Source organism: Streptomyces sp. CA189 (assembly GCF_056428985.1).
Genome location: NZ_JBWJVM010000056.1, coordinates 1 through 21,223 on the forward strand (window position 1 = coordinate 1; position 21,223 = coordinate 21,223).

The window sequence follows — 21,223 nt, forward strand, 5'->3', positions numbered from 1 at the left end:
CCTCGTCCTCCGTACCGACGCCGGAACATGACGGACGCTCCGGACCCGGTCGGTAAACGAGCCCATGACGTCTTGGTCACAGGCCCAGCCGGACATCACGGGCAGCGCTACCAGCGGTCGGTAAAGTCAAGCAGAAGCGCAGTCGTGCAGTGTACGTGCAGGGATTCACGGACGTTGCGGATCAGCCCGCGCAGGGTCTTGGCGTGCGGGGCGCCGTAGAAGTCCAGTATGGCTTCGCACAGTCCCTTCGGGGTGGCCTTGACCGGCGTCTGGCAGTAGGCCACCGGCAGGAACAGGTCTCGGGTACCGGGGATCGCGTTCGGGTTGAGCTGGTGGTGCAGGTCGCGCCAGAAGTCCTCGAACTCGGCAGCCGTCTCGCAAGCCGTCTCCGTCTTGCCCTGATAGCCACCGCCGTTGATCATCAGGCCGTCTCGTGTGCCGGGAGTCTGCTTCAGCGCGTTGTTCTGGATCCGCGACCTCATCAGCGCGGTGACCTGCGCGCTCATCGGCGTCTCCTGCATCCGCATGTTCACGTGAGTGGCCGCGCGGTGCAGGTCGTGCAGACCCCGCTTGCGCGGGCTCATGGCCCGGTACTGGTCCAGCGAGAGTCTCGGGGCCGGGATGAACGTTCCTCGCGTCTGGCGCCACCGCTGGAATCCCTCATGGGTCACGCGGTTCGGCGAGGGGCCGAACCGGAGGAACGGGACGACACCGTCCTGTGGTCCGCTTTGACCGTCTGCCATCTCAGTCCTCTCCTTCCGGAACCGGGCCCGGCTCGGCCGTGTCGCTCTCGTCCTCATTGGGGAGGATGAACAGGTTTCCCTTGCGGTAGCTGGCCCCCAGCGGGGGCGGCAGTGCGGGCCGGGACGGCCCGGCCTGTTCCCGGCGCCGACGGCGCTCTGCGTCCAGACTCTCGGCGGCCTGCCGTGCCTGATCCGGCCAGTGCAGATGGACGACCGTGTCGCCCGCCGCGCGGACGGCGGGTTTCTCCTCGCTTCGTGCGGCGGCGGGCCGGTCGGCAGCTGCCGCCTTGGCCTGTGTGACATCACGGGCGTACTCGGTGCGCTGGGACTTCTTCAGGCGGGTTGGCCACTGGCTGACCGGTGTCCGCACGCCGATCAAGTCCAGAACCAGTGGCAGGAATTCGTCATCAGTCTTCGGCTTCAGACCGGCTTTCTCCGCGCGCTGCAAGAGGTCACGTACCCGTGCGTCGCCGAAGGCCGGCACCTTTCCCTCCGGTGGCAGCCCCGTCCAGCTCAGCGGATGCCACTCGTGGGAGAGCGGGTCCTGGAAGAACACCGTGCGGCGGTCGCGTGGTTCCCGGTGGACGATCCACTGCCACTTACGTTTGCCGCCTCGGGTGGACCTCTGGTCACGGTAGGGGTCCAGGGCCGGGCCGTCGTACCAAAGTCCGCGGACTTTCACCCCGCGCCGGCCGTGGATCCTCGTCACCGAGTGTTCGGGCAGCAACTGGTAGTAGAGCTCAGGCGAGGGGATCTCCATCGCGAAGCCGCCTTGGGCGAAGGAGGCAGCGAACAGTGAGTTCGGACTGTGCTCCCCGCCCGGGTCCCAGCTCGGTGAGTGCTCGCCCAGGCGGCGCTGTTGCCACACCTGAACGATCCAGGTCGCGATCAGGTGTTCCATCTCCTCTATGGTCCACGTCGCATCGCCCTCCGGGTCGGCTCCGCGGTCGGCGACGTCCACCCCGGTGTACCCCAGCAGATGCTCGAACAGCAGGGACCGGATACTGCCAAAGGCCCTCTCCACGACCTGCTTGTCCGTGGGACGCAGGACACGGGAGGGAAGGATGTTGCATCCGAGGACGCGCTGTACATCGACGAGGTGATGGTTTCGGTAGACCGACCCGTGGTCGGTCGTCACTGTCTCCGGAGCGAAGAACGGCAGCCCTGCGACCTTGTGGCCGGCGAACTCCGCCACCACCGCGGCGGGCAGTCCGGGATACGGCCATTCCATCTCCTCGCCCCAGTCCGCCCGCATCGGCAGCGGCAGCATCACGTCCCGCAGCAACATCGCCACGTCCACCGAGGTGTCTGAGACCAGCGTGAGCCGGAACGCGCACAGCGAGTGCGTGTAGACGTCTATGGCGAGGGTGAGATGGACCTTCACCGGGTCGCCGAACACGCTCTCACGGACCATGACCGGTAGCACCGTGGTGTCCAGCGCCACCACCTGCCCGGGACGGTGGACCACCACGTGCCCCGCTTTGGTGGGCAGCTCTGCCGACCGCGCATAGCGCTGGCGGGCCCCACCCGGGCCGAACCACTCCTTCCAGACCCTCAGCAGCGTGTGATAGCCCGGGACCGCAACGTCCGGCCCGAAGGTCTCGCGTACGTACTGATGAACCATGGACTCCCGAGTGCGGCCGTCCACCCGCGAACGGTGCAGGGTCTCGGCCCTCACCGCGAAGATCGCCTCCCGGACCTCCTCGCTGATGCTCGGATGCCCGCCGCTCTTGCGCAGCCAGCGGTCGTCCGCGCAGCCGACCAGCCCGAAGCGGCTGCGGCTCTTCTCCCAACGGATCAGGGTGCGGTAGCCCACCTCGGCGAGGCCGAGCATCCTCGCCTCCTGGCTGGCCAGGGCCTTGAGCTCAGCGACCTTCGCCATCCGCCGCTGCGTCAGCGTGGTCGCCTCGGGGTCGTACTCGGGCTTCGGTTCGCCCGGCCCCGGCCGCAGCGGATCCCCACTGCGGAACCCCGTCTTCACTTCCAGCAAGTGAGCCGCGCGTAGCTCGGCCAGTCGGCGCTTGCCAGAGTCCAAGTCCCCCGCCGACGCGGGCTGTCGGCCCCGGCTCGCCCCCGACGCCGAGGTTCGGGAAGAGGAACGGCAATGCCTGTGATTGGCGAGGAAGTGGAAGGTCAGTCGTTGCCGGGAACCGTCCGGCCCCACCAGTTGCACCCGCCCGAGATGCGGTTCACGCAGTTCAACGGTCCACTCCACATCGTCGAGCACCACCCCGGCACCGACGGACAGATCCAGTGCACGAGCGGTGCTCATGAGCGGTCCGATGCGAGTACAACCGTCGAGCGGTCCGCGAGCGGCTGGTTCAGATCAACACCAAGACGGCGGTGCCAGAGCAGATGGAGGAGATGCGCCCGCGCGACCGGTTCGAACGCGCTGCCCGCCGCGATCTCCCCAAAGGTCAAGCCCTCGCCGGCCCCGGCGAACAGGCCCGGCTGAACACCCAGCGGGTCCACCAGCGGCCGCCGCCGCGACGACATCTCGTCCACCGCCATCAGCACGTGCGGCCTCCACCCTGCGGCCACCGTGTAGTGCCAGCCGCAGGTCAGCGCGGCCTCGGCCGTCGCGGCAAAGGACTCCCGGTCCTCGTCCTGGATCAGGTCGGCGGGGCGGACGTCGATCAGCCAGATGCCCAGGCGGCTGATCGCGAGGAAGTCCGGGGTGTGCTTGCGCCAACCGGCGGCCGTACGGAACTTCAGGCGCAGCGGCTGCGAGAGAATTTCGGTCACATCGCCGGCGAAGTCCAGGGCCAGCAGCAGTCCGGCTTCCTCCAAGCTTTCGAAACCGTGCAGACGCCCTGTACTGACCATGTACTCCAGCCCGGGACGATGACGCTGATCCCGCCTCCACGTGAAGCCACGCATCGGACCCAGCCTGGTGACCGGAGCGGCTGCCAGGTCGGCCACCGGACAGGTCACCTCGCCCCCGGCGTGCCGCCAGGTCGCCGTCCACCGGCGCGTCCAGCCCTCGGCCAGGTCGAGCCCATCCCGCCCGGCACCGAGCGAGACGGGGACCAGCAGGTCGTCCCACCGGCACAAATGCGACCACAAGGGCCTGCATCCCGCACCGTCGGCCGCCCCGGCATGTACCCCGCCGGATCCCTGAAGCTCCGCCACCCCTTCAGAGAAGCGGAGCCCGGCGTACGGCGTAGGCGATCTCCGGTACTGGTGACAACAAGACCGCAAACGATCTCAAGGTGACAAGAACAATGCACCTTCGGTGACAGCAATCGTGCTCACGCTGCCCCGGAGAGCAAGGTCTGGGCAGCTCACAGGTGACAACTTCCGTGCTCAGTCACACTCACCCGGCGGCCGCCGGGCGGTCAGTCTCCGAAGTGGAGATCGGGGCGGGTCCAGAGGGTGAGGTCGCTGCTGGTGGCGACGGCCAGGGTGCGGCCGGAGGGGGAGAAGCCGGCGGCGCGGAGTTCCGAGTACTCGGAGTGGAAGACGTGCCACCACGTCCCTCCCGCCGGCCCTTCGTGCACCCCGCCGTCGGCGGAGAGGATCACGCGGTCGTGGGGCCACTCGGGGCTGACGACGTCCAGGGTCCAGCCGTCCGGGGTGGTGCCGTGCAGGCCGCCGCCGAAGAGCCCGGCGATGCGGACCCGGGCGCCCTCGACCGGGCCGAGCCCGGGGCAGGTCAGGTCCGGCGACCCGTCGGGGGTGCTGGTCTCGGGGTCGGGATCCCGGTCCCGGGCGATCTTCTCGCCGGTGACCGCGTCGAAGAGGCCGTGACCACCGTCATGGGACACGACCATGACGAGGTCGTGCCCGCTGTCGGGATGAACGGCGAAGCCGATGCCGAGCAGACCCCCGATGGGAGTCCTGCGATCCAGCGTCGGCCGCCACGGCTCCGGGGCCCGCATGACGGGGGCGGCGAGGTAGCGCTCGCGCAGCTTCTGCTGGTATTCCGTGATCAACGCGTCTCCTGGGTTCTCACCGTGTCGCCGCGTGTCGCCGCGGTCACGGCCTCAGTGTTCCGGGCTACGGCGCCGTCGCAATGACCACCGTCGCGTAGTACTCCTCCGAGGCCACCGCCCGTACCGACAGGCCCGCCGCCGTCAGGGCCGAGGCCGTGACCGGTGCCTGGCGGGCGCTCGTCTCGATGAGCAGGCTGCCGCCCGGCGCGAGCCAGGGCGTGGCCCCGGCCGCCACCCGGCGGTGGACGTCCAGGCCGTCCGCCCCGCCGTCCAGGGAGACGGGCGGTTCGTGGTCGCGGGCCTCTGCCGGCAGCAGGCCGATCTCCCCGGTCGGGACGTACGGGGCATTGACCACCAGGACGTCCACCCGGCCCCGGAGCCCGGCCGGCAGGGGGGCGTAGAGGTCGCCCTCCCACACCCGGCCGCCGTACGGGGCCACGTTGCGCCGGGCGTAGGCGAGCGCGACCGGGTCGATGTCCGCCGCGTGCAGTTCGGCCCCCGGCACCTGCGCGGCCACGGCGGCGCCGAGCGCGCCCACCCCGCAGCACAGGTCCACGACCACCGCGCCGGGCCGGGCCGCCTCCACCGCCTCCCGCGCGAGGAACTCACTGCGCCGGCGCGGCACGAAGGCCCCCTCGCCGACCTCCATGCGCAGCCCGCAGAACTCCGCCCAGCCGACGACGTGTTCCAGCGGTTCGCCCGCGACCCGCCGGGCCAGCAGCCCCTCCAGGTGCCCCGCGTCCCGCGCGGCGGCCGTCAGCAGCTCCGCCTCCTCCTCCGCGAAGACGCAGCCGGCCGCGCGCAGGGCTTCCACCAGTGTTGCCAACTACCTCAGTCCTCCACGCCTCAGAAGATGTCCGGGCACCACGGCCGGCGCGCCGTGCGGAACACCGCGTCCGCGAGCGCGAGCGCCCCGGGGCGCTCCTCCACGATCGCGCCGAGCGCCCCCAGCCGCACCGCCGACTCGTCGCCCAGGTACAGCGACCCCAGTGTGCCCACGTCCAGGCGCAGATCGGCCGGCTCCTCCGTGCGTACGCAGCCCCCCGCGCCCGCGTCCAGCCGGTAGCGCCCGCCCGCCGGCCCGGACGGGTCGGCGACCTCCAGGACAAGGACCCCGGGTACGGCGTACGTCCGCGCGCGCAGGGCCCGTACGACGTCCAGCAGCCGCACCCACAGCCAGTCCGCCGAGGTCACCAGCCGGGCGGCGCGCGCGTCGGGCAGCAGCCGGGCGACGAGGTCGTCGGGGGCGCGGTAGCCGGTGCGGACCTTCACCACCCAGTCGACGGAGCAGAGGAAGTGCCACAGCGCCCGCTCCGCCTCCGGTGTGACGGCGATGAGCTGCTTGACCCGCAGGGTGTTGTGGGGGACCTTCGCATCGGTCCAGTTGTCGTCCGTTCCGTACCTGACCAGGCCGGTCACCTCGCCCAGGGCGTTTCGGTACACGGCGTGGAACCCGGGCTCGTACCGGTGGTGCGACATCTCCTCCTCGCCCGTGGTCAGCCGCCACCAGCGGGCGTCGCGGCTCACCGCGCCGGGCGTGGCCGCCCGCAGCCGCTCGTGCAGCGCGGGGCCCGCCTTCCGCACCTCGTCCACGTCCACCAGCTCGATCCGCCCGCCCTCCTCGGGCGCCGACCAGCGCCCGTCGAGTCCGGTGCGCGGTACGTCGATCTCCCATTCCGCGGCGGAGGTCGCGGCCCCGAACCCGTACCGCCCGTAGATCGGGTACTCGGCGGCGATCAGCGTCGACAGCACGTCGCCGCGCGCGTGGGCGGCCGCCAGATCGGCGGCCATCATCCGGGTCAGCAGGCCCTGCCTGCGGTGCGTGGGCAGCACGGACACGTGCGTGACAGCGCTCGACGGGACGAACGCCCCGCCCGGCACGGTCAGTTCCTGGGCGAAGGAGCGGAAGGTCGCCACGCACCGGCCGGCATCGGCGTCGAACGCGCCCTGCGTCCGCGCCGGGTCGGCGTACTCGGCCAGCCGCTCGACGTCCTCGGCCGTGCCCCGGTCCGGGCGCAGGAATCCGGTGTGCAGGGTCTTCAGCCACTCGGGAAGCTCGGATACGGCGATCGGCCGGACGTCAGCGCTCATAGCGGCCCACGCTAATCGGCCCGGCCCGCCCGCGTCGCCCGCATTTCCGCGTGCGCCCGGTCGGCTCCTGTCGCCCCGCCCGCTCCGCCCGCTCAGGCCAGCAGGTCGTCCACCTGGGCCTCGCCCTCCCGGTAGCGCCGGGTGATCTCCGCACTGCAGTCGTCGGCCGTGCGCTGGAGCTGCTGCCGGCGCCGCGAGACCTGCTGCTCGTAACGCACCAACCGGCCCATGCCCTCGTGGAGTTCCTCGTCCGTGCGCGCTCCCAGGTCCGACAGCTCCACGTCGGAGAGCATCTCGGCCGCCAGCAGCCGGTACTCCTCCCCGTGCGGGGTGCCGAGCGTGACGTGCCGGGCGGAGGCGCTGCGGCTGGAGGGGGCGTCCGCGAGGATCTCCGAGAGCCGGTCCACCACCGGCGCCTCGGGGTCCGTACGGCGGGCGAGCTCGGCGCGCAGGATGTCGATGCGGCCCTGGAGCAGCCGGCGTACGTAGCTCAGGTCGGCCTCGTCGCGCTGCGCGTCGCGGCGCAGCCCGCGCAGCTCCGGCAGGCCGAGCGCGGTGGTCGCCGTCGGCGCGGCGTCCGCGGCCCCGGTCCGCTGCGCGGGCGGGCGCGGCGCCGAGGTCTCGGCGGACGCCGCGGACGCCACGGGTGCGACGGGCCCGCCGGACCCCATGGTCCCGATGGGCGCGATGGGCGCAGAAGCAGGTGCGGAGGTACCAGAAGTATTCATGCGTTCGTGTCCGTCCCCTCGACCGGTGCTGGGGGCACCGCCTGCGTGCATCGTGCCACTCTCCGTGGTACTGACGCAGTCCCACTCCACCCGATCGGCCCCGGACGGCCCAACTGATTCGCTTGTCAGCCGTTGCCGTTCACCAGATACCTCATATGGGTGAAGGGGAAAGAATCGGGACACGCACGCCTTCATGGAGACGTCAGTCTCAGAACAGAACATCCGTGCTGTCGTCGGAGAGGGGGAGAGGCTGCCCGTGGCACGCGTCGGGGCGGAGCGACGGAGGCACACGCGTCCGTTGCGCACGTCGGCCGATCCCTTCACCGTGTCGGCGCCCGCGGGTGCACGCATCCGTGATCGTCTGCGCCTGTCCGCCTGCGATGTCGAGGTCGTGCGGATCGTGGGCGACCACCTCGGCAGGTACGCCCGTGCCGATCTCGCCGAGCGGGTGCGGATCGGGATGGTGCCCGCGAAGGAAAATCGGCGCGCGGAGCGTAAGCGGGCGCTGACGAGGGTGCCGTCGTCCCGGTGGGCGGGGGCGATCACTCGCGTGGCGGAGGATCAGTACCAGCTGTCCCTGCGGTGTCTGTTCGATGACCGGACCTCGCTGCGACGGGCCATCGCGAAGATCCGCAAGCGCTTGGCAGTGCCCTGCGGCCAGCGGGTGGGTGGTGTCCGGGGGTATCCGAGCCGGGCTGAGCGGGCGCAGATGCAGCGACGGTTGCAGGTCTTGACCGCGCGGCCGGCCGAGGTGGAGCGGCGTATCGAAGCCGGTCGTCCGGCGATCGTGGTCGGCGGCCGGAAGCTCGTGGCGACCCGGCACAACCTCACCGCCGCCGGGCTCGCCCAAGCCGAGTGGCGGGAAGGCTGGAACGCGCGGCGGATGTTCCTGACCGCCGACGGGGAGTCGGGGTCTCCTTACGGGAACTACACGATCAGCATCGATCCCTCTGAAGGCACGGTCACCCTCGCCCTGCCCGAACCGCTCAGGCACCTCGCCAACGCCCCGCGCGGCCGCTACCGGCTTGCCTGCACCGTCACCTTCAACCACCGCCGAACCGAGTGGCTGGACCGGATCACCACCAACCGCTCCGTCCGCTACGACATCGTGTGCGGCCCGGAACGCGGGCGCTGGTACCTCGACGCCTCCTGGTCCACCCCGGCAACGCCTCTCCCCACACCCGCCGAGCTGACCGCAGCCGGCGCCCGGCTGCTGGCCGTGGACCTCAATGCCGGCCACCTCGCCGCCTGCGTCATGGACGCGCACGGCAACCCCGTCGACCGGCCGATCACCATCGCCACCGACCTGGCCGGACCCACCTCCCAGCGCGACGGGCGCCTCCGGCAGGCGATCAGCCACCTCATCCGCCTCGCCCACCAGCACGGCTGCGTCGGTCTGGCGATCGAGAACCTCGACTTCGCCGACGCCCGCGCCACCGGACGGGAGGCGATGGGCCGGGGCAAGCGCGGTAAGGCGTTCCGGCGCACGGTTGCGGGATTGCCCACGGCACGCTTCCGCGACCGGCTGGCCGGCATGGCCCACCACGCCGGACTCGTCGTCATTGCGGTTGATCCGGCCTACACCTCCCGCTGGGGAGCTCAGCACTGGCAGGCCCCGCTCCAGAAACAATCAAAGACCACGACCGTCACCGGCCACCACGCGGCCGCCGTGGCGATCGGCAGACGCGCCCTCGGACACGGGATCCGGCGTCGGCCAGGTGTGACCGCACACGACCAGAGGATCGTCGCGCGGAGAGCTACCGGCCAGACCGTTCTCGCACCGAGGGCGCGAGGGACCGCGAGCCCGCCCAGGACCACAGGCACACCCCACCCGGGTGACAAGACCTGCCAGGACCGAAGCGACCAGCTCGCACTGTTCCCCGTCCCCCAAGACCGTTCGGGGGGACAACCGGCCAGGCCGGCGGGCAGCGATGGGGCCGGTACCGGCCCGCATCGATAGCAACGGTGCACGCCTGGTACACAGGTGTTATGCGAGCAGTGGTGCAGAGGGTGGACGGCGCGAGCGTCGTGGTGGCCGGCGAGACCGTCGGGGAGATCGTCGGCGAGGGGCTGTGCGTGCTGGTGGGGGTGACCCACGACGACACGCCGGAGAAGGCGGAGCTGCTGGCGCGCAAGCTCTGGTCGGTGCGGATCCTGGAGGCCGAGAAGTCCTGCAGCGACGTGAACGCGCCGCTGCTGGTGATCTCCCAGTTCACGCTCTACGGAGACGCCCGCAAGGGCCGCCGCCCCACGTGGAACGCGGCCGCCGGCGGGGCCTTCGCCGAGCCGCTCGTGGACGCGGTCGTGGCGCAGCTGCGGGCGCTGGGCGCGACGGTGGAGACGGGCCGGTTCGGCGCGGACATGCGGGTCTCGCTGACCAACCACGGCCCGTTCACCATCGTCATCGACATCTAGCGCGCGGCGGTCACGGCGCTACGACGACCTCCTGTGCGGCGGCCGTCTTGCCCACCAGCAGCGGGGCGTCCACCGGGACGTTCCGCTTGACCAGCGCGAGGGCGATCGGGCCGAGTTCGTGGTGGCGGACCGAGGTGGTCACGAAGCCCAGTTGGCGGCCCTCCTCCCCGTCCGCGGCCAGCCGTACGGGCGCGCCGTGCGCGGGGAGCAGTACCTCGGAGCCGTCCAGGTGCAGGAAGACCAGCCGGCGCGGCGGCTTCCCCAGGTTGTGGACGCGCGCCACCGTCTCCTGGCCGCGGTAGCAGCCCTTCTGCAGGTGCACGGCGGTGCCGATCCAGCCGAGCTCGTGCGGGATGGTGCGGTGGTCGGTCTCCAGGCCGAGCCGCGGCCGGTGGGCCTCGACGCGCAGGGCCTCGTACGCGAGCAGTCCGGCGGCCGGGCCGTGGGAGACGGCGAAGTCCTCCAGCCCGTCGCGCGGCAGGAACACGTCACGGCCGTACGGGGTCTCCCGTACGGCGAGTTCCTTGGCGACCTCGGCGATGGAGCCGGCCGGCAGGTGCACGACGGCGAACTCGGCGGTGCGGTCGGCGACTTCGACGCGGTAGAAGAACTTCATCGACTCCAGGTAGGCGATGAGCGCCTCCTGGGTGCCGGGCTCGACGTGCATCCACGTCGTCTCGCCGTCGTCGACGATGTAGAGCGCGTGCTCGATGTGGCCGTTCGCGGAGAGGATCAGCGCTTCGGTGGCCTCGCCGGCCGGGAGCGCGGAGACGTGCTGAGTGATCAGCAGGTGCAGCCAGCTCAGCCGGTCCGAACCGGTGACGGTGACGACCCCGCGGTGGGAGAGGTCCACGAAGCCTCGGCCGTCGGCGAGTGCGCGCTGTTCGCCGTACAGCTCTCCGTAGTGGGCGGCGACGCCCTCGTCGCGGCCTTCGGCCTGCACGGCGCCGGGGAGATGGAGCAAAGGGCTGCTGGTCATGGCACCAGCGTACGACCCTGCCCCGGGCAGTCCTAGGCCGTGCCCACCGGATCAGCCCGTGTGCTGCTTGGCGGCGCAGTTCTTGCAGCGGCCGAAGATCGCGAAGTGCTTCATGTCGGTCTCGAAGCCGAAGGTGTCGCGGAGCTTGGACGTGAACTCGGCGGCGATGTCCACGTCCGCCTCGATGACCTCGGTGCAGTCGCGGCAGACCAGGTGGATGTGGTGGTGCCGGTCGGCGAGGTGGTAGGTGGGGGCCCCGTGCCCGAGGTGGGCGTGCGAGACGAGCTTCAGCTCCTCCAGGAGCTCGAGCGTGCGGTAGACCGTGGAGATGTTGACCCCGGAGGCCGTCTTGCGCACCTCTACGAGGATCTCGTCCGGGGTGGCGTGCTCCAGGGCGTCCACGGCTTCCAGCACGAGCTGGCGCTGCGGGGTCAGGCGGTATCCGCGCTGGCGCAGGTCGCTCTTCCAGTCGCCGCCGTCGGCGGCGAGGTTCTCGGTGCTGTCGGTGGTCACCACCCGGCCAGTGTAGGCCTCGGGCCCGCACGAGGGGAGCGGGGAGGCGGTGCGGGATGGCGCGGGGATGGCGGTGGGGGGATAGCGGTGCGGGATGGCGCCGCACGTGCGGGAGCCCCCGGCGGCCGAGGCTGCCGGGGGCTCCCGCGCGTACGTACTTCCTTGCCCGGCCTGACGGCCTAGCGGAAGAAGGCGATGCCGTCGTCCGGCATGTCCGGCAGGTTGCGCGCCATCTCCGCGACCTCCTCGGGCGTGACGACCTTCTTCAGCTGCGCCGACATGTACGGGCGCAGCTCCACCTCGGGGGTGGCCTTCTCGCCGACCCACATCAGGTCGCTCTTCACGTAGCCGTAGAGCCGCTTGCCACCGCTGTACGGGCCGGAGGCCGCGGTGCGCGCGACCGCGTCGGTGACCACGTCGATCTGCGGCTTCTTGTCGGCGAGCTCGCCGTACCAGACCTCGACGACGCCCTGGTCGCGGACCATGACGATCTCGACCTTGCGGTCCTTGTCGATGCGCCAGTAGCCCGACTCGGACTCCAGCGGCCGCACCTTGCCGCCCTCGGCGTCGAGCACCCAGGTGTGCGAGGTGTACTCCAGGAAGTCCCGGCCGTCGTGGCTGAAGACGACTTCCTGGCCGAAGTTGCACTTCTCCTCACCGGGGAAGTCGAAGACGCCTGCGCCCTCCCAGTTGCCGAGGAGGAAGGCGAGGGGGACGAGCCCCGGGTTCAGGTCGGACGGGATCTGGATCATGAATGGCTGCTCAGCTCAGGCGATCTGTTGGGAGGGTTTGCGGTGTCCGGGGCGGGCGCTGCGGATCCGAGGGGATCAGCGCTGGCCCTGGTACAGCTTCTTCACGGCCAGGACGGAGAAGGCGAGGACGCCGACGCAGACCAGGACCAGCAGGGAGGTGAAGACTGCCTCAAGCACGGGGTGCTCCTCGGAGTGTTAAGGGTGGCGTTACGGGGCCGGTCCCCAAGCCTACTGGCCTGGGGACCGGGGCACCGTGTGAGGTAGCCCGTACGACGCGCTGCCGCGGCGGCCGCGCGCTAGCCGAGCAGTTGGTGCTGGAGGATCACCGTCTGGTGGAAGGGCACGGCGGCCACTTCGCCCTTGCGGTTCTGGAGGACCAGGGCCTGGATGTCGCCGGACTGGATGCACGCGAGCTTGGTCTGGTCGTCGCCCGTGGGCTTGGCCTCCTGGTACGTGCTGACCGCGCTGGTGCTCCCCTGCGTGATCGGACCGTTTCCGTGGGACTCCAGGGTGCTGCGCTGGGAGGACTTGACCGTCCTCCAGACCGGGTCGGCCTCCAGCACGAGGGCGCTGCTCAGGCCCATGGAAACGTTGCAGCCCTTGAAGGCGCTCACGAACTCGGGCGAGTGGAAGCGCAGCAGGTAGACACGGGTACGCGTGCCGTCCGTGGTGGTCCAGCCGCGGGCGACGATCTGGCGCAGACCCTCGTTCTCGAGTTCCACCTTCATCTTCTCGCGGAAGGAGTCCACGTACTCCGCCAGGAAGGTGTCGACCGTCACCACCTCGTCCTTCTCCAGCTTCAGTGTGGAGTCGGGCGTGGAACCGGTGGGCGGCGGCAGGAGCAGCTGGGTGAGGCCCGCGTAGTGGATGCCGAGCGGGTTGTCCTCGGCGAACGGCAGGGCGGCGCCCGGCGGCAGCGCCGGCTTGGCCAGCGCCGGGTAGACCCAGCGGCCGTCGGCCTTGGTGGACAGGCCCGGGATGTCGGTGCGCTCGGGCTGGGCGACCTCGTACGCGACTCCGGCGGCGACCGCGGCGAAGACGAGTACGGCGGCGGTCCAGCGCAGCGCCGCGAACAGCTTGCGGCGGTCTTTGGGCGCGGCCGGGACGTCCGGGGCGGCGGGGGCTTCGAAGGCGGCGGCATCGAGGGCGGGGGCATCGGGAACCGGAACCGGCGCGGCGACCAGCTCCACGACGGTGTCCGCGGCCACGGCGGGCCTCGGTGCGGCTTCGTCCTCGGTGGCCGTCGGCACGGCTCCGGTGGTGTTCTGCTCGGTCACGCGGACTCCCCGGGGGACTTCAGGTGGTTCATCTGGCTCTGGAAGAGCGCGACGGCGTTGGCGGTGGCGAAGGGCTTGGGCCCGTACGCACGGAAGGTGACCATCACGTCCCCCTCGACGGCCACGCAGTCGATGGAGTCGATCTTTTCCTTCTTCTTCTCGCCGATCGCCTCCAACGAGCACTTGGCGTCCGGGAACCCGTCCACCTTCGGCGCCTCACGGCCGTCACCCGTGAAGTCGAGGAACTTCTTGCTGACCTCCGAGAACGCGCCCACGGCCTTCGGGTCGGCCTGCATGATGCGGACCTCGGCGAACCAGCTGGTCCGCTCGTTCACGTAGCTGCGCCCCGCCAGTCCCTTGAGCTTCAGCCCGGCCAGCATCTTGTCGCGCTCCTTGCGCTCGGAGCTGGTGAGGCCGGCGCGGGTCTCCTTGAAGCCCTCGAGGGCCTTCTCGCCGGAGACGAAGAAGTTGTTGCCGTCCTCCTCGAGGTCCGGACCCGGGAGGAACCCGGCCGGAAACGGCAGCAGCTTGCCCGAGAGGGCGCTCGTCGGCACGGACCCGGGCCCTTCGCGCTTCGCGGGCTCCTCACCGAGGGGGATCCAGTAGGCGGTGGGCGCGTCCCGGTCGGCGTCCGCGATCGCGGAGGACGCCCAGACACCGCCGCCCACGAGCACCGCGGCTGCCACGCCGCCGGCGATCAGGGCGACCGTCTTGCGGTTGACCTTGCGCGCTGACTTCGCGGCCGCCGTGGGGGTCGGCTCGGGCTCCGCCCCGGACGTCGGGTCCGTGACCGGAACCTCCGCCCCGGCCGGAGTCAGGTCGTTCTGCGGCTCGGTCACAGTCGCTCCAGCTGTCGCTTGGCCAGGTCCACGACGTCGCCTTCGCTGACCTTGCCGCGGTTGTTCACGTAGTGGATGTCGAGCACGATGTCGCCCCGACGGGCGATGGCGCGGGCTCCACGCATCGGGTGGTACCCCGCCTCCTCCTCGGTCTTGGCGTCCACCCAGACGTGCCCGAGCTCCGACGGGAGACCCGGAATCGCCACACCGGCGTTGCCCGCGTACTCCTCCTCGGGCATGTACCTGGACTGACCGATCTGGTAGCTGTCCGCCCCGGAGCGGTCGTTGAACTGGATCAGCCGCACGTCGACGAAGGTCGTGTCGTTCACCGCCCAGCTCACCGACGCGATCCGCCGGATGTTCTGTTCGGCGAGGTAGCTCAACTGGCTGTCCGGCTTCTTGAAGAAGGTCGCGAAGTACTCGATGGGTTCATAGCCCGAAGCCTCGAGCTTCGCCCCGCCCGGCGCCTCGATCAGCAGCTTCGCGAGGTCGTCGTCCGTCTTGTGCCAGCGGTTCGCGTTGATCGTCTTGTTCGTGGTGGCGTCGTCCGGCGCGAGCGCCTTCGGGTGCGTCAGGTCCGCCTGCGCCAGGGGCGCCAGCGGTGTCGGTTCGCGGTCGTACTGGATCGCGTAGCCGGTGACCGTGCCCGCCAGGACGCCGAGCACGACGGCGCCCGCGATCAGGAGGACGGTACGGCCACCACGACGGCGGCGGGGACCGGCCTGAGCGGCGTCCGGAGTGCCCGGTTCCGGGCCGCTCTCCGCCCCTTTCCGCTGCTCAGGGATGGTCTGTTCGTGTTCCAAGGGAGGTCCCCCCGCAGGGCTTTGATCGCGGGCCAATTGACCGCGCACAGAGAGGACACCCTGCCCCGGGAAGATGTTGTACTCATACTTATTACGGTTTTATCTCGGCCGGTTTCAATCCTCGCGACGCCGCTTTCCGTCCAGTTCGTCCCACCACTCGTCGGACTTCTGGTCACCCGAGGGGTCGTCCCACCAGCGGTCGTCCGGGCCGCGCCGGTTCGCGACCACCGCGGCGACCGGCGGAATGACCATGGCGACCACGCACAGCGCCACGGCGGCCTCGACGGACCACAGGCGCACGAAGGACCAGGCGGAGACGAAGAGGAACAGGCATCCGCCCATGAGCAGGAAGTAGACGCGCCGGCGCCGGGCGTACATGACTCCAGGGTAGAGCCGGACCCGGATCCTGCGAAGGGCCCCGAAAAGACCGAAGGGCCGCACCGTTCCTAGCCAGTGTGCAGGAGCGGGTCTTGGACCCACTCACGCTTACTGGGCGCATCCCGAACGGTTTTGGATGCGCTGGGTCCCCGCGTTCTCTTCCCGCTCGGCGTCGGCTCTCCATGAAGCCGGTCCGTGGTGGGTGGGCGGTTTCCCTCACGCCTGCGGGTGCCTGGTCCGGCCTGGCCGGTCCGATGCCCCACACAATCACTCTGGTCGTGTGGGGGCGGTGCCGTCCGACGCCGGATCGGGTGTCCGAGGGCGCGTCGTCCGATCGCGATGCCGGCGGCATCATGACGGGACATCTTTCGGCGGGGGGTGACCAGCGACTTTTGCCAGTGCTGGCCTCCCCACTTGGAGGTGTGGGCGGGATCGACCGCGACGATGGCGAGGCCGTGTTCGGCGGCCATCGAGGCGAGTCGGGCTTTGAGCTTGCCGGTCGGGATGCCGGAGATCAGCTGCCGGAACCGTTTCCTGCGGCCGTGCTTCTCGCGGGTCTTCTCAGTGGCGAAGTCGAGGTCTTCGATCGCGATGGCCCTGACGCCGACACTCTTCGCCCAGTGCAGCAGCCTGGTGAGGGCGTGCCGAATCTGGGCGTCTCGGTGATCAGCAGTGCCGGACAGGTCGTAGGGGAAGCGGTGCGGCTCGCCGAGGGGGTTGCCGTGCGGGTCGAGTCGATAGGCCGCGAAATGGTCGGCGTTGGTATCGACGCCGACCATGCCCTTCGCGCGTGCGGCGGCGAGCGGGACCGTCTGGACGGCGGGGCGTTGCCAGGAGGCGGTCAGGTACCAGCGGCCGCGTGCGGCATCCAGGTGGATGCGGTAGGCAACGGCCCGATTCGCTTCGATTCGGTCGGCCCATTCCGCGCCCCGGTGCGCGAACACGATACGGCAGGCCAGCACGTACCGTCCGTGCTTGCTGTTGGCCAGGTGCGCGAGCGGAGCGGGCAGCTTGACGCTGATCTCGCCGTCGGGGGTGACACGGATCGTCTCGTTCCCGAACCGCTTCCCGGACTCGCCATCAGCGGCCAGGAACCAGCGCTCGGCTTCCCAACGGGCACGCCACTGCTCCGCGGTGAGCTGGGCTTCCTCCAGGTGGTGGCGGGTGTTCGCCAGCCGCTTCCCACCCCGCACCACACGGACCCGACCCGCCCGCCAGTCTGTGAGAGCGGCTTCATGGCGCGCCTCCAGAGTGGCCAGACGCCGCGACTTGCGGAACCACTCGCTCTTGGAGCGGTAGCCGCCCGCGGCCCGCTTGGTGCCCTTCGCCCCGATGGACAGGGTGAGACGGTGCTTCAGCGTCTTGATGCCGGTAACCAGGTTCTGAATATGCGCGGCCTGGCAGCGGCGGGCGAGTGCCCACTGATCGTGGCTTGCCTTGGTGATCGCCCCGGCGATCCGCGAAGACGACTCCCCCGTCAGCCCGCGCTTACGGTCAGCCCACGTATCGGACGAATGATCGGCGCCGTCCGCGCAACGCTGCTTGAGGTCACGGGAAGCCAGAGCCCCCTGATGCGCACCGACCAACCGGAGAACGTCCTCGTCCTCGGCGCACAGACCCTTGAGACGGTCGCGAACAGCCACACCGGATGGACCGGGCACCACGAACGACGGAGCGATGGCACGCAGCCCCCCGGCCGAATCAGCCATCGCATGCCATCGTGCGCGCCTTCGCCCGCCCCTCGAGATTCACACAACCGACCGTAATCGGAATCACCCAAGTAGCGGTATCACTCACACGAGCGAACCAAAGGACCGCACCCCGAAACAGTGGCGTCCAACCCCCCGGGGGTGCGGCCCTCTGGCCGGTCATACGGTCACACAGGTGCGGTGCTCAGACCGCGATCGCCACGTCCGTGACGCCGCCGGACTCGACGACGACCACGGCGCGGTCCGCCTGGGCGCCGGGCACGAGCGCGCGCAGCGTCCAGGAGCCCTCGGCCGCGTAGAAGCGGAACTGGCCGGTCGCCGAGGTCGGGACCTCGGCGGTGAACTCGCCGGTCGAGTCCAGCAGGCGGACGTAACCGCTGACGGGCTCGCCGTCCTTGGTGATCTGGCCCTGGATGGCCGTCTCACCGGGCTTCAGCGTCGAGAGGTCGGGCCCGCCGATCTTTGCTCCACACATGTTCTCTGTCCTGTCCTAGAGAGGTATGACTACGGGGCGTCGCGTGCCCCGGAACACTTGTTGCCCGGAACTACTTGTTGGCGCCGAGCTCGATCGGCACGCCGACCAGCGAGCCGTACTCGGTCCACGAGCCGTCGTAGTTCTTGACGTTCTCCTGGCCCAGGAGCTCGTGCAGCACGAACCAGGTGAGCGCGGAGCGCTCGCCGATGCGGCAGTAGGCGATGGTGTCCTTCGCCAGGTCGACCTGCTCGGCCTGGTAGAGGGCGGTGAGCTCCTCGTCGGACTTGAACGTGCCGTCGTCGTTGGCGTTCTTCGACCACGGGATGTTGCGGGCGCTCGGGATGTGGCCCGGACGCTGCGACTGCTCCTGCGGGAGGTGCGCCGGCGCGAGCAGCTTGCCCGAGAACTCGTCGGGCGAGCGGACGTCGACCAGGTTCTTCGTGCCGATCGCGGCGACCGCGTCGTCACGGAAGGCGCGGATCGAGGTGTCCTGGGCCTTGGCCTTGTACTGGGTGGCCGGGCGGCTGGGGACCTCGGTGCCGTCGACCAGGTCGCGGGAGTCGAGCTCCCACTTCTTGCGGCCGCCGTCGAGCAGGCGGACGTCCTGGTGGCCGTAGAGCTTGAAGTACCAGTAGGCGTAGGACGCGAACCAGTTGTTGTTGCCGCCGTAGAGGACGACGGTGTCGTCGTTGGAGATGCCCTTGGCGGAGAGGAGCTTCTCGAAGCCCTCCTGGTCCACGAAGTCGCGGCGGACCGGGTCCTGGAGGTCGCTCTTCCAGTCGATCCGGACGGCGTTGGTGATGTGGTTCTTGTCGTACGCGGACGTGTCCTCGTCCACCTCGACGATGACGACGTTCGCGTCGTTCAGGTGGGCCTCGACCCAGTCGGCGTCTACAAGGACGTCGCTGCGGCTCATGATGTTCTCCTCCGGGGCAGTGTGCGGCGGGGTGGTGCTGGTGGTGCGGGGTGCGTGTGTCCGGGTGCTCCCCCAGCTACCGCTGGGAGGTGCCCCCTGCAGATCCTGTTGCGGGGAGGCTTCAGGAGGGCGGGAGGCAGAGGTGGTCACACGGGAAAGCGGAAGGCCGTCGTCCGGCTATGGAGCGGGATGCGCTCACACGTCACATGGATCGACAGAGCATGGCGGCGACGCGACACAGGTCTACTGCCCGTCGCTTCGTGAGGTCCGCCTGCTGATGCTTCATAGCCATGGATCGTAGGGACGAATCGGCCGCCCTGTCACCGCCGTGTCATATTTCGAGACAGGATCGTCCGAATACTGGGATCGGAGCCCTCGGTGATCTTCCGGCGCGGGGCGCCCGGGGCCCCGTACGGCCCTCCCATCTGCGGATCGGACCTCCCCGTCTCACTATCCGGCCAGCGTCAGATTCGTACCGCCCAGAGTGAGCACCAGACCGGTCTCGTCCGAGGTCAGCGTCGTCAGCTGGACTCCGGACGGCAGGCCGCCGTCGATCCGCCGGTCGAAGTCGGTCTTCTTGCGGACCGCGGCCTCGATCCCGGGGAGGCCCTCACCCGGCACCTCGTCGGCGCGGACCCGGACGACCTTCGGGCCCTTCCCGTCCCCGGAGTCGACGAGGGAGACCGTCGAGACCACGCTGCGGCTGAGCGTCCGGCCGAGGAACTCCACGCTCGCGGTGACCTTCAGCTTGCCCGGCGCCCCGCCGTAGCCGACCGTCACCCCGGGCTGCGCGGCCGCGGTCAGGTCCGTGTACGTGACGAGGGCCGAGCCCTTGGCGGACCGGGCGGTGCCGCCGCTGTAGTCGACGTTCAGCTCCACTCCGCGGAAGGCGACCCGCAGCCGGGACAGGTGCGTCGTACGGCCGTCCGCGGTCACCGCGTCGAGGCCGGCCACCTTCAGGTCGACCTGGTCGAGGTCGTGGGAGAGCGCCTGGGTCAGGAAGGGGAACCCGTGGATGTCCACCTCCACCCCGGACAGGCCCTGCCTGGCCTGGATCCGGTCCGCCAGCCGGTCCTCGGCATAGCCGGCGGCCCAGCGGTCCAGCCCGACGAACAGGCCGCCGAGGACCACTCCGATGATCACAACGACACGCAGGACACGCACGTGCCCACCCCCCAGACGATTGGTACGTCGGCCCAGTGGACCATGTCCGGCCGTGAGGGCGCTGTGAGATGACCCGAGGTGACGGCGTCAGCCCACCACCCTGCCGATCAGGTAGACCGCCGGTGCCGCCGCGGCCAGCGGCAGCGCGACGCCGGCCGTCATGTGGACGAACTTCGACGGGTAGTCGTACGCCGCCACGCGCAGCCCGATCAGCGCGCACACCCCGGCCGCCAGGCCGATCAGCGCACCGCCCGCCCCGACGGACGTCAGCCCGCCCACGGCGATGCCCGCACCGGCCGCGGCGGCCAGCGAGACGCCGACCGAGGGCGCGGTGGGCAGCGGGAGCGCCCGGGCGAAGACGGCCACCGCCACGGCGGCGGCGCCCACGCTCGCGGCGGCGGAGTCGGCCGCGAGGTAGCCGGCGCAGACGATGGCCAGCGCGGCCGAGGCCACCGAGGCCATCAGCCCGTACATCCGCTCGTCCGGATCGGCGTGGCTGCGCAGCTGGAGCACCAGCGTCAGCAGCACCCAGGCCCCGAGGGTGCCGATGATCGCGCCGGGCCCGTACGGCTCGTCCACCGCGAGCACGGCCGCATCGGCGACGACCGCCCCGGCGAAGGCCAGGGCGATGCCCTGACGGGCCGGCCACATGCCGTTGAGCCGGAACCAGCCCGCCGCCGTGAGGCCCTGGAGGGCGATCAGGGGCGCGAGCAGCGCGAACTCGCCCAGCGCCGCGGCGGCCGCGAGGACCAGCCCGAGGGCGGCCGTCAGTATGGCCGCCTGCGGACCGGGATCGATGATCGGCGAGCGGCCTTCGGCGCGGGCCTGGGCCGGGTTCACGGCGCGCAGCGTGTTGCCGGCGAGCGTGGGCGGCGACCAGGCGGGCTCCTCCGAGGAGGGCGGCGCACCGGCCGGGCCCGCGGGAGCCGGGGCCGCCTGATGCGGGAGGTGCGCGGCCGGGTCCGCCCACTCCTGGCCCGGGGCCGGGGCCGGAGTCTGGAAGGGGTCGACCGGGCCGGGGTACAGGTGCAGGTACGCCTGCAGCTCGTCCCCCTGCGGCGAAGGCTCCGAGGCAGGGGCAGGGGCCTGCGCCTGCGCCTGCGGCTCGTCGCGGAACCAGTGGTCCGGGGCCGAAGTCTGCGGGTACGCCGGGGCGGCGTAAGGCTCCGCGTAGGGGTCCGCGTAAGGCTCCGCGTAGGGGTCCGCGTACTGCTGGGCCGGCCACTCCTGGCCGGGTGCCTGTGCCTGCGGCTCCTCGCGGAACCACCCCTCGGGGGCTACCGGGTACTGCGCCGGTACGCCGTCCAGCGGCGCCTGCACCGGCTGGTACGAGGTGTCCCACGTAGGGGACTGCCAGGTCTGGGTCCCGTACGGATCCGGCTGCTGCTGCTGTTGTTGCTGCTGTTCCTGTTGCTGCTGCTCCAGAAACTGCTGCTGCTCCAGAAACTGCTGTTGCTGAAGCTGCTGCTGTTGTAGCTGTTGCCGCTGTTCCTCGGGCGTGCTCAT

General features: G+C 70.6%; 22 protein-coding genes. 2 read left to right on the plus strand and 20 right to left on the minus strand.

Going from position 1 to position 21,223, the window contains the following annotated elements:
• Nucleotides 1-107 precede the first annotated feature (107 nt).
• The 7 genes from AC061S_RS31060 to AC061S_RS31090 form a co-directional block, all read right to left on the minus strand.
• On the minus strand, nucleotides 108-584 hold the full coding sequence (locus AC061S_RS31060; RefSeq protein ID WP_478689209.1) for a hypothetical protein: 477 nt from the start codon (nucleotides 582-584) through the stop codon (nucleotides 108-110).
• A 160-nt stretch (nucleotides 585-744) separates the two neighbouring features.
• The gene (locus AC061S_RS31065) at nucleotides 745-3,015 is read right to left on the minus strand and encodes a transposase (RefSeq protein ID WP_478689210.1); all 2,271 of its coding nucleotides are present in this window, start codon (nucleotides 3,013-3,015) and stop codon (nucleotides 745-747) included.
• On the minus strand, nucleotides 3,012-3,875 hold the full coding sequence (locus AC061S_RS31070) for a TnsA-like heteromeric transposase endonuclease subunit (protein WP_478689211.1): 864 nt from the start codon (nucleotides 3,873-3,875) through the stop codon (nucleotides 3,012-3,014). Before AC061S_RS31070 ends, AC061S_RS31065 begins: the two co-directional genes overlap by 4 nt.
• Before the next feature lie 206 nt (nucleotides 3,876-4,081).
• Nucleotides 4,082-4,678, minus strand: coding sequence for a hypothetical protein (locus AC061S_RS31075; protein ID WP_478689212.1), 597 nt, complete (start codon nucleotides 4,676-4,678; stop codon nucleotides 4,082-4,084).
• Between the two features lie 64 nt (nucleotides 4,679-4,742).
• The gene (locus tag AC061S_RS31080; RefSeq protein ID WP_478689213.1) at nucleotides 4,743-5,504 is read right to left on the minus strand and encodes a putative protein N(5)-glutamine methyltransferase; all 762 of its coding nucleotides are present in this window, start codon (nucleotides 5,502-5,504) and stop codon (nucleotides 4,743-4,745) included.
• A 20-nt stretch (nucleotides 5,505-5,524) separates the two neighbouring features.
• Nucleotides 5,525-6,769: a GNAT family N-acetyltransferase gene (locus AC061S_RS31085; protein ID WP_478689214.1), complete on the minus strand. Its 1,245-nt coding sequence runs from the start codon at nucleotides 6,767-6,769 to the stop codon at nucleotides 5,525-5,527.
• Between the two features lie 92 nt (nucleotides 6,770-6,861).
• A complete protein-coding gene (locus AC061S_RS31090; protein WP_478689215.1) occupies nucleotides 6,862-7,440 on the minus strand; it encodes an RsiG family protein in 579 nt (192 codons plus the stop codon).
• Between the two features lie 355 nt (nucleotides 7,441-7,795).
• Between AC061S_RS31090 and AC061S_RS31095 the strand changes: the two genes are divergently transcribed.
• Nucleotides 7,796-9,457, plus strand: a complete 1,662-nt coding sequence (locus AC061S_RS31095; RefSeq protein WP_478689216.1) for a nuclease/transposase family protein — start codon at nucleotides 7,796-7,798, stop codon at nucleotides 9,455-9,457.
• Nucleotides 9,458-9,486: 29 nt separating this feature from the next.
• Nucleotides 9,487-9,912 (plus strand): D-aminoacyl-tRNA deacylase, encoded by a 426-nt coding sequence (gene dtd, locus AC061S_RS31100; RefSeq protein WP_243339461.1) that lies wholly within the window; start codon nucleotides 9,487-9,489, stop codon nucleotides 9,910-9,912.
• Nucleotides 9,913-9,922: 10 nt separating this feature from the next.
• On the opposite strand, the gene ygfZ is transcribed toward dtd, so the two are convergent.
• From ygfZ to AC061S_RS31165, 13 genes are all read right to left on the minus strand, one after another.
• Entirely contained in the window at nucleotides 9,923-10,891 is a 969-nt protein-coding gene (gene ygfZ / locus AC061S_RS31105) for a CAF17-like 4Fe-4S cluster assembly/insertion protein YgfZ (protein WP_478689217.1), read from the minus strand.
• Nucleotides 10,892-10,942: 51 nt separating this feature from the next.
• Entirely contained in the window at nucleotides 10,943-11,407 is a 465-nt protein-coding gene (locus AC061S_RS31110) for a Fur family transcriptional regulator (protein ID WP_478689218.1), read from the minus strand.
• Nucleotides 11,408-11,583: 176 nt separating this feature from the next.
• Nucleotides 11,584-12,156, minus strand: a complete 573-nt coding sequence (locus tag AC061S_RS31115) for a heme-binding beta-barrel domain-containing protein (RefSeq protein WP_243339459.1) — start codon at nucleotides 12,154-12,156, stop codon at nucleotides 11,584-11,586.
• 296 nt (nucleotides 12,157-12,452) lie between these two features.
• Entirely contained in the window at nucleotides 12,453-13,433 is a 981-nt protein-coding gene (locus AC061S_RS31120) for a hypothetical protein (protein WP_478689219.1), read from the minus strand.
• Nucleotides 13,430-14,272 (minus strand): hypothetical protein, encoded by an 843-nt coding sequence (locus tag AC061S_RS31125; protein ID WP_478689220.1) that lies wholly within the window; start codon nucleotides 14,270-14,272, stop codon nucleotides 13,430-13,432. Before AC061S_RS31125 ends, AC061S_RS31120 begins: the two co-directional genes overlap by 4 nt.
• Complete coding sequence (locus AC061S_RS31130; protein ID WP_478689221.1) at nucleotides 14,269-15,075, minus strand: hypothetical protein; 807 nt, start codon at nucleotides 15,073-15,075, stop codon at nucleotides 14,269-14,271. Before AC061S_RS31130 ends, AC061S_RS31125 begins: the two co-directional genes overlap by 4 nt.
• A 114-nt stretch (nucleotides 15,076-15,189) precedes the next feature.
• Nucleotides 15,190-15,453: a DUF3099 domain-containing protein gene (locus AC061S_RS31135; protein ID WP_478689222.1), complete on the minus strand. Its 264-nt coding sequence runs from the start codon at nucleotides 15,451-15,453 to the stop codon at nucleotides 15,190-15,192.
• Nucleotides 15,454-15,521: 68 nt separating this feature from the next.
• A complete protein-coding gene (locus AC061S_RS31140; RefSeq protein WP_478689223.1) occupies nucleotides 15,522-17,162 on the minus strand; it encodes an IS200/IS605 family accessory protein TnpB-related protein in 1,641 nt (546 codons plus the stop codon).
• Between the two features lie 184 nt (nucleotides 17,163-17,346).
• Nucleotides 17,347-17,637, minus strand: coding sequence for a DUF1416 domain-containing protein (locus tag AC061S_RS31145; RefSeq protein ID WP_478689224.1), 291 nt, complete (start codon nucleotides 17,635-17,637; stop codon nucleotides 17,347-17,349).
• A 70-nt stretch (nucleotides 17,638-17,707) separates the two neighbouring features.
• Entirely contained in the window at nucleotides 17,708-18,553 is an 846-nt protein-coding gene (locus AC061S_RS31150) for a sulfurtransferase (RefSeq protein WP_478689225.1), read from the minus strand.
• 202 nt (nucleotides 18,554-18,755) lie between these two features.
• Entirely contained in the window at nucleotides 18,756-18,845 is a 90-nt protein-coding gene (locus tag AC061S_RS31155; protein ID WP_350875872.1) for an Ms5788A family Cys-rich leader peptide, read from the minus strand.
• 158 nt (nucleotides 18,846-19,003) lie between these two features.
• Nucleotides 19,004-19,717 carry an LmeA family phospholipid-binding protein gene (locus AC061S_RS31160; RefSeq protein WP_478689226.1) on the minus strand — a complete coding sequence of 238 codons (714 nt, stop codon included), beginning with the start codon at nucleotides 19,715-19,717 and terminating at the stop codon, nucleotides 19,004-19,006.
• An 87-nt stretch (nucleotides 19,718-19,804) separates the two neighbouring features.
• The gene (locus tag AC061S_RS31165) at nucleotides 19,805-21,223 is read right to left on the minus strand and encodes a hypothetical protein (RefSeq protein ID WP_478689227.1); all 1,419 of its coding nucleotides are present in this window, start codon (nucleotides 21,221-21,223) and stop codon (nucleotides 19,805-19,807) included.

Bases quoted from the DNA above. Each gene is read 5' to 3' on its own strand.
- AC061S_RS31090 (WP_478689215.1), bottom strand. From the start codon at position 7,440: ATGGGGTCCGGCGGGCCCGTCGCACCCGTGGCGTCCGCGGCGTCCGCC.
- ygfZ (WP_478689217.1), bottom strand. From the start codon at position 10,891: ATGACCAGCAGCCCTTTGCTCCATCTCCCCGGCGCCGTGCAGGCCGAA.
- AC061S_RS31145 (WP_478689224.1), bottom strand. From the start codon at position 17,637: ATGTGTGGAGCAAAGATCGGCGGGCCCGACCTCTCGACGCTGAAGCCC.
- AC061S_RS31155 (WP_350875872.1), bottom strand. From the start codon at position 18,845: ATGGCTATGAAGCATCAGCAGGCGGACCTCACGAAGCGACGGGCAGTA.
- AC061S_RS31065 (WP_478689210.1), bottom strand. From the start codon at position 3,015: ATGAGCACCGCTCGTGCACTGGATCTGTCCGTCGGTGCCGGGGTGGTG.
- AC061S_RS31135 (WP_478689222.1), bottom strand. From the start codon at position 15,453: ATGTACGCCCGGCGCCGGCGCGTCTACTTCCTGCTCATGGGCGGATGC.
- AC061S_RS31060 (WP_478689209.1), bottom strand. From the start codon at position 584: ATGAGCCCGCGCAAGCGGGGTCTGCACGACCTGCACCGCGCGGCCACT.
- AC061S_RS31115 (WP_243339459.1), bottom strand. From the start codon at position 12,156: ATGATCCAGATCCCGTCCGACCTGAACCCGGGGCTCGTCCCCCTCGCC.
- AC061S_RS31085 (WP_478689214.1), bottom strand. From the start codon at position 6,769: ATGAGCGCTGACGTCCGGCCGATCGCCGTATCCGAGCTTCCCGAGTGG.
- AC061S_RS31140 (WP_478689223.1), bottom strand. From the start codon at position 17,162: ATGGCTGATTCGGCCGGGGGGCTGCGTGCCATCGCTCCGTCGTTCGTG.
- AC061S_RS31150 (WP_478689225.1), bottom strand. From the start codon at position 18,553: ATGAGCCGCAGCGACGTCCTTGTAGACGCCGACTGGGTCGAGGCCCAC.
- AC061S_RS31165 (WP_478689227.1), bottom strand. From the start codon at position 21,223: ATGAGCACGCCCGAGGAACAGCGGCAACAGCTACAACAGCAGCAGCTT.
- dtd (WP_243339461.1), top strand. From the start codon at position 9,487: ATGCGAGCAGTGGTGCAGAGGGTGGACGGCGCGAGCGTCGTGGTGGCC.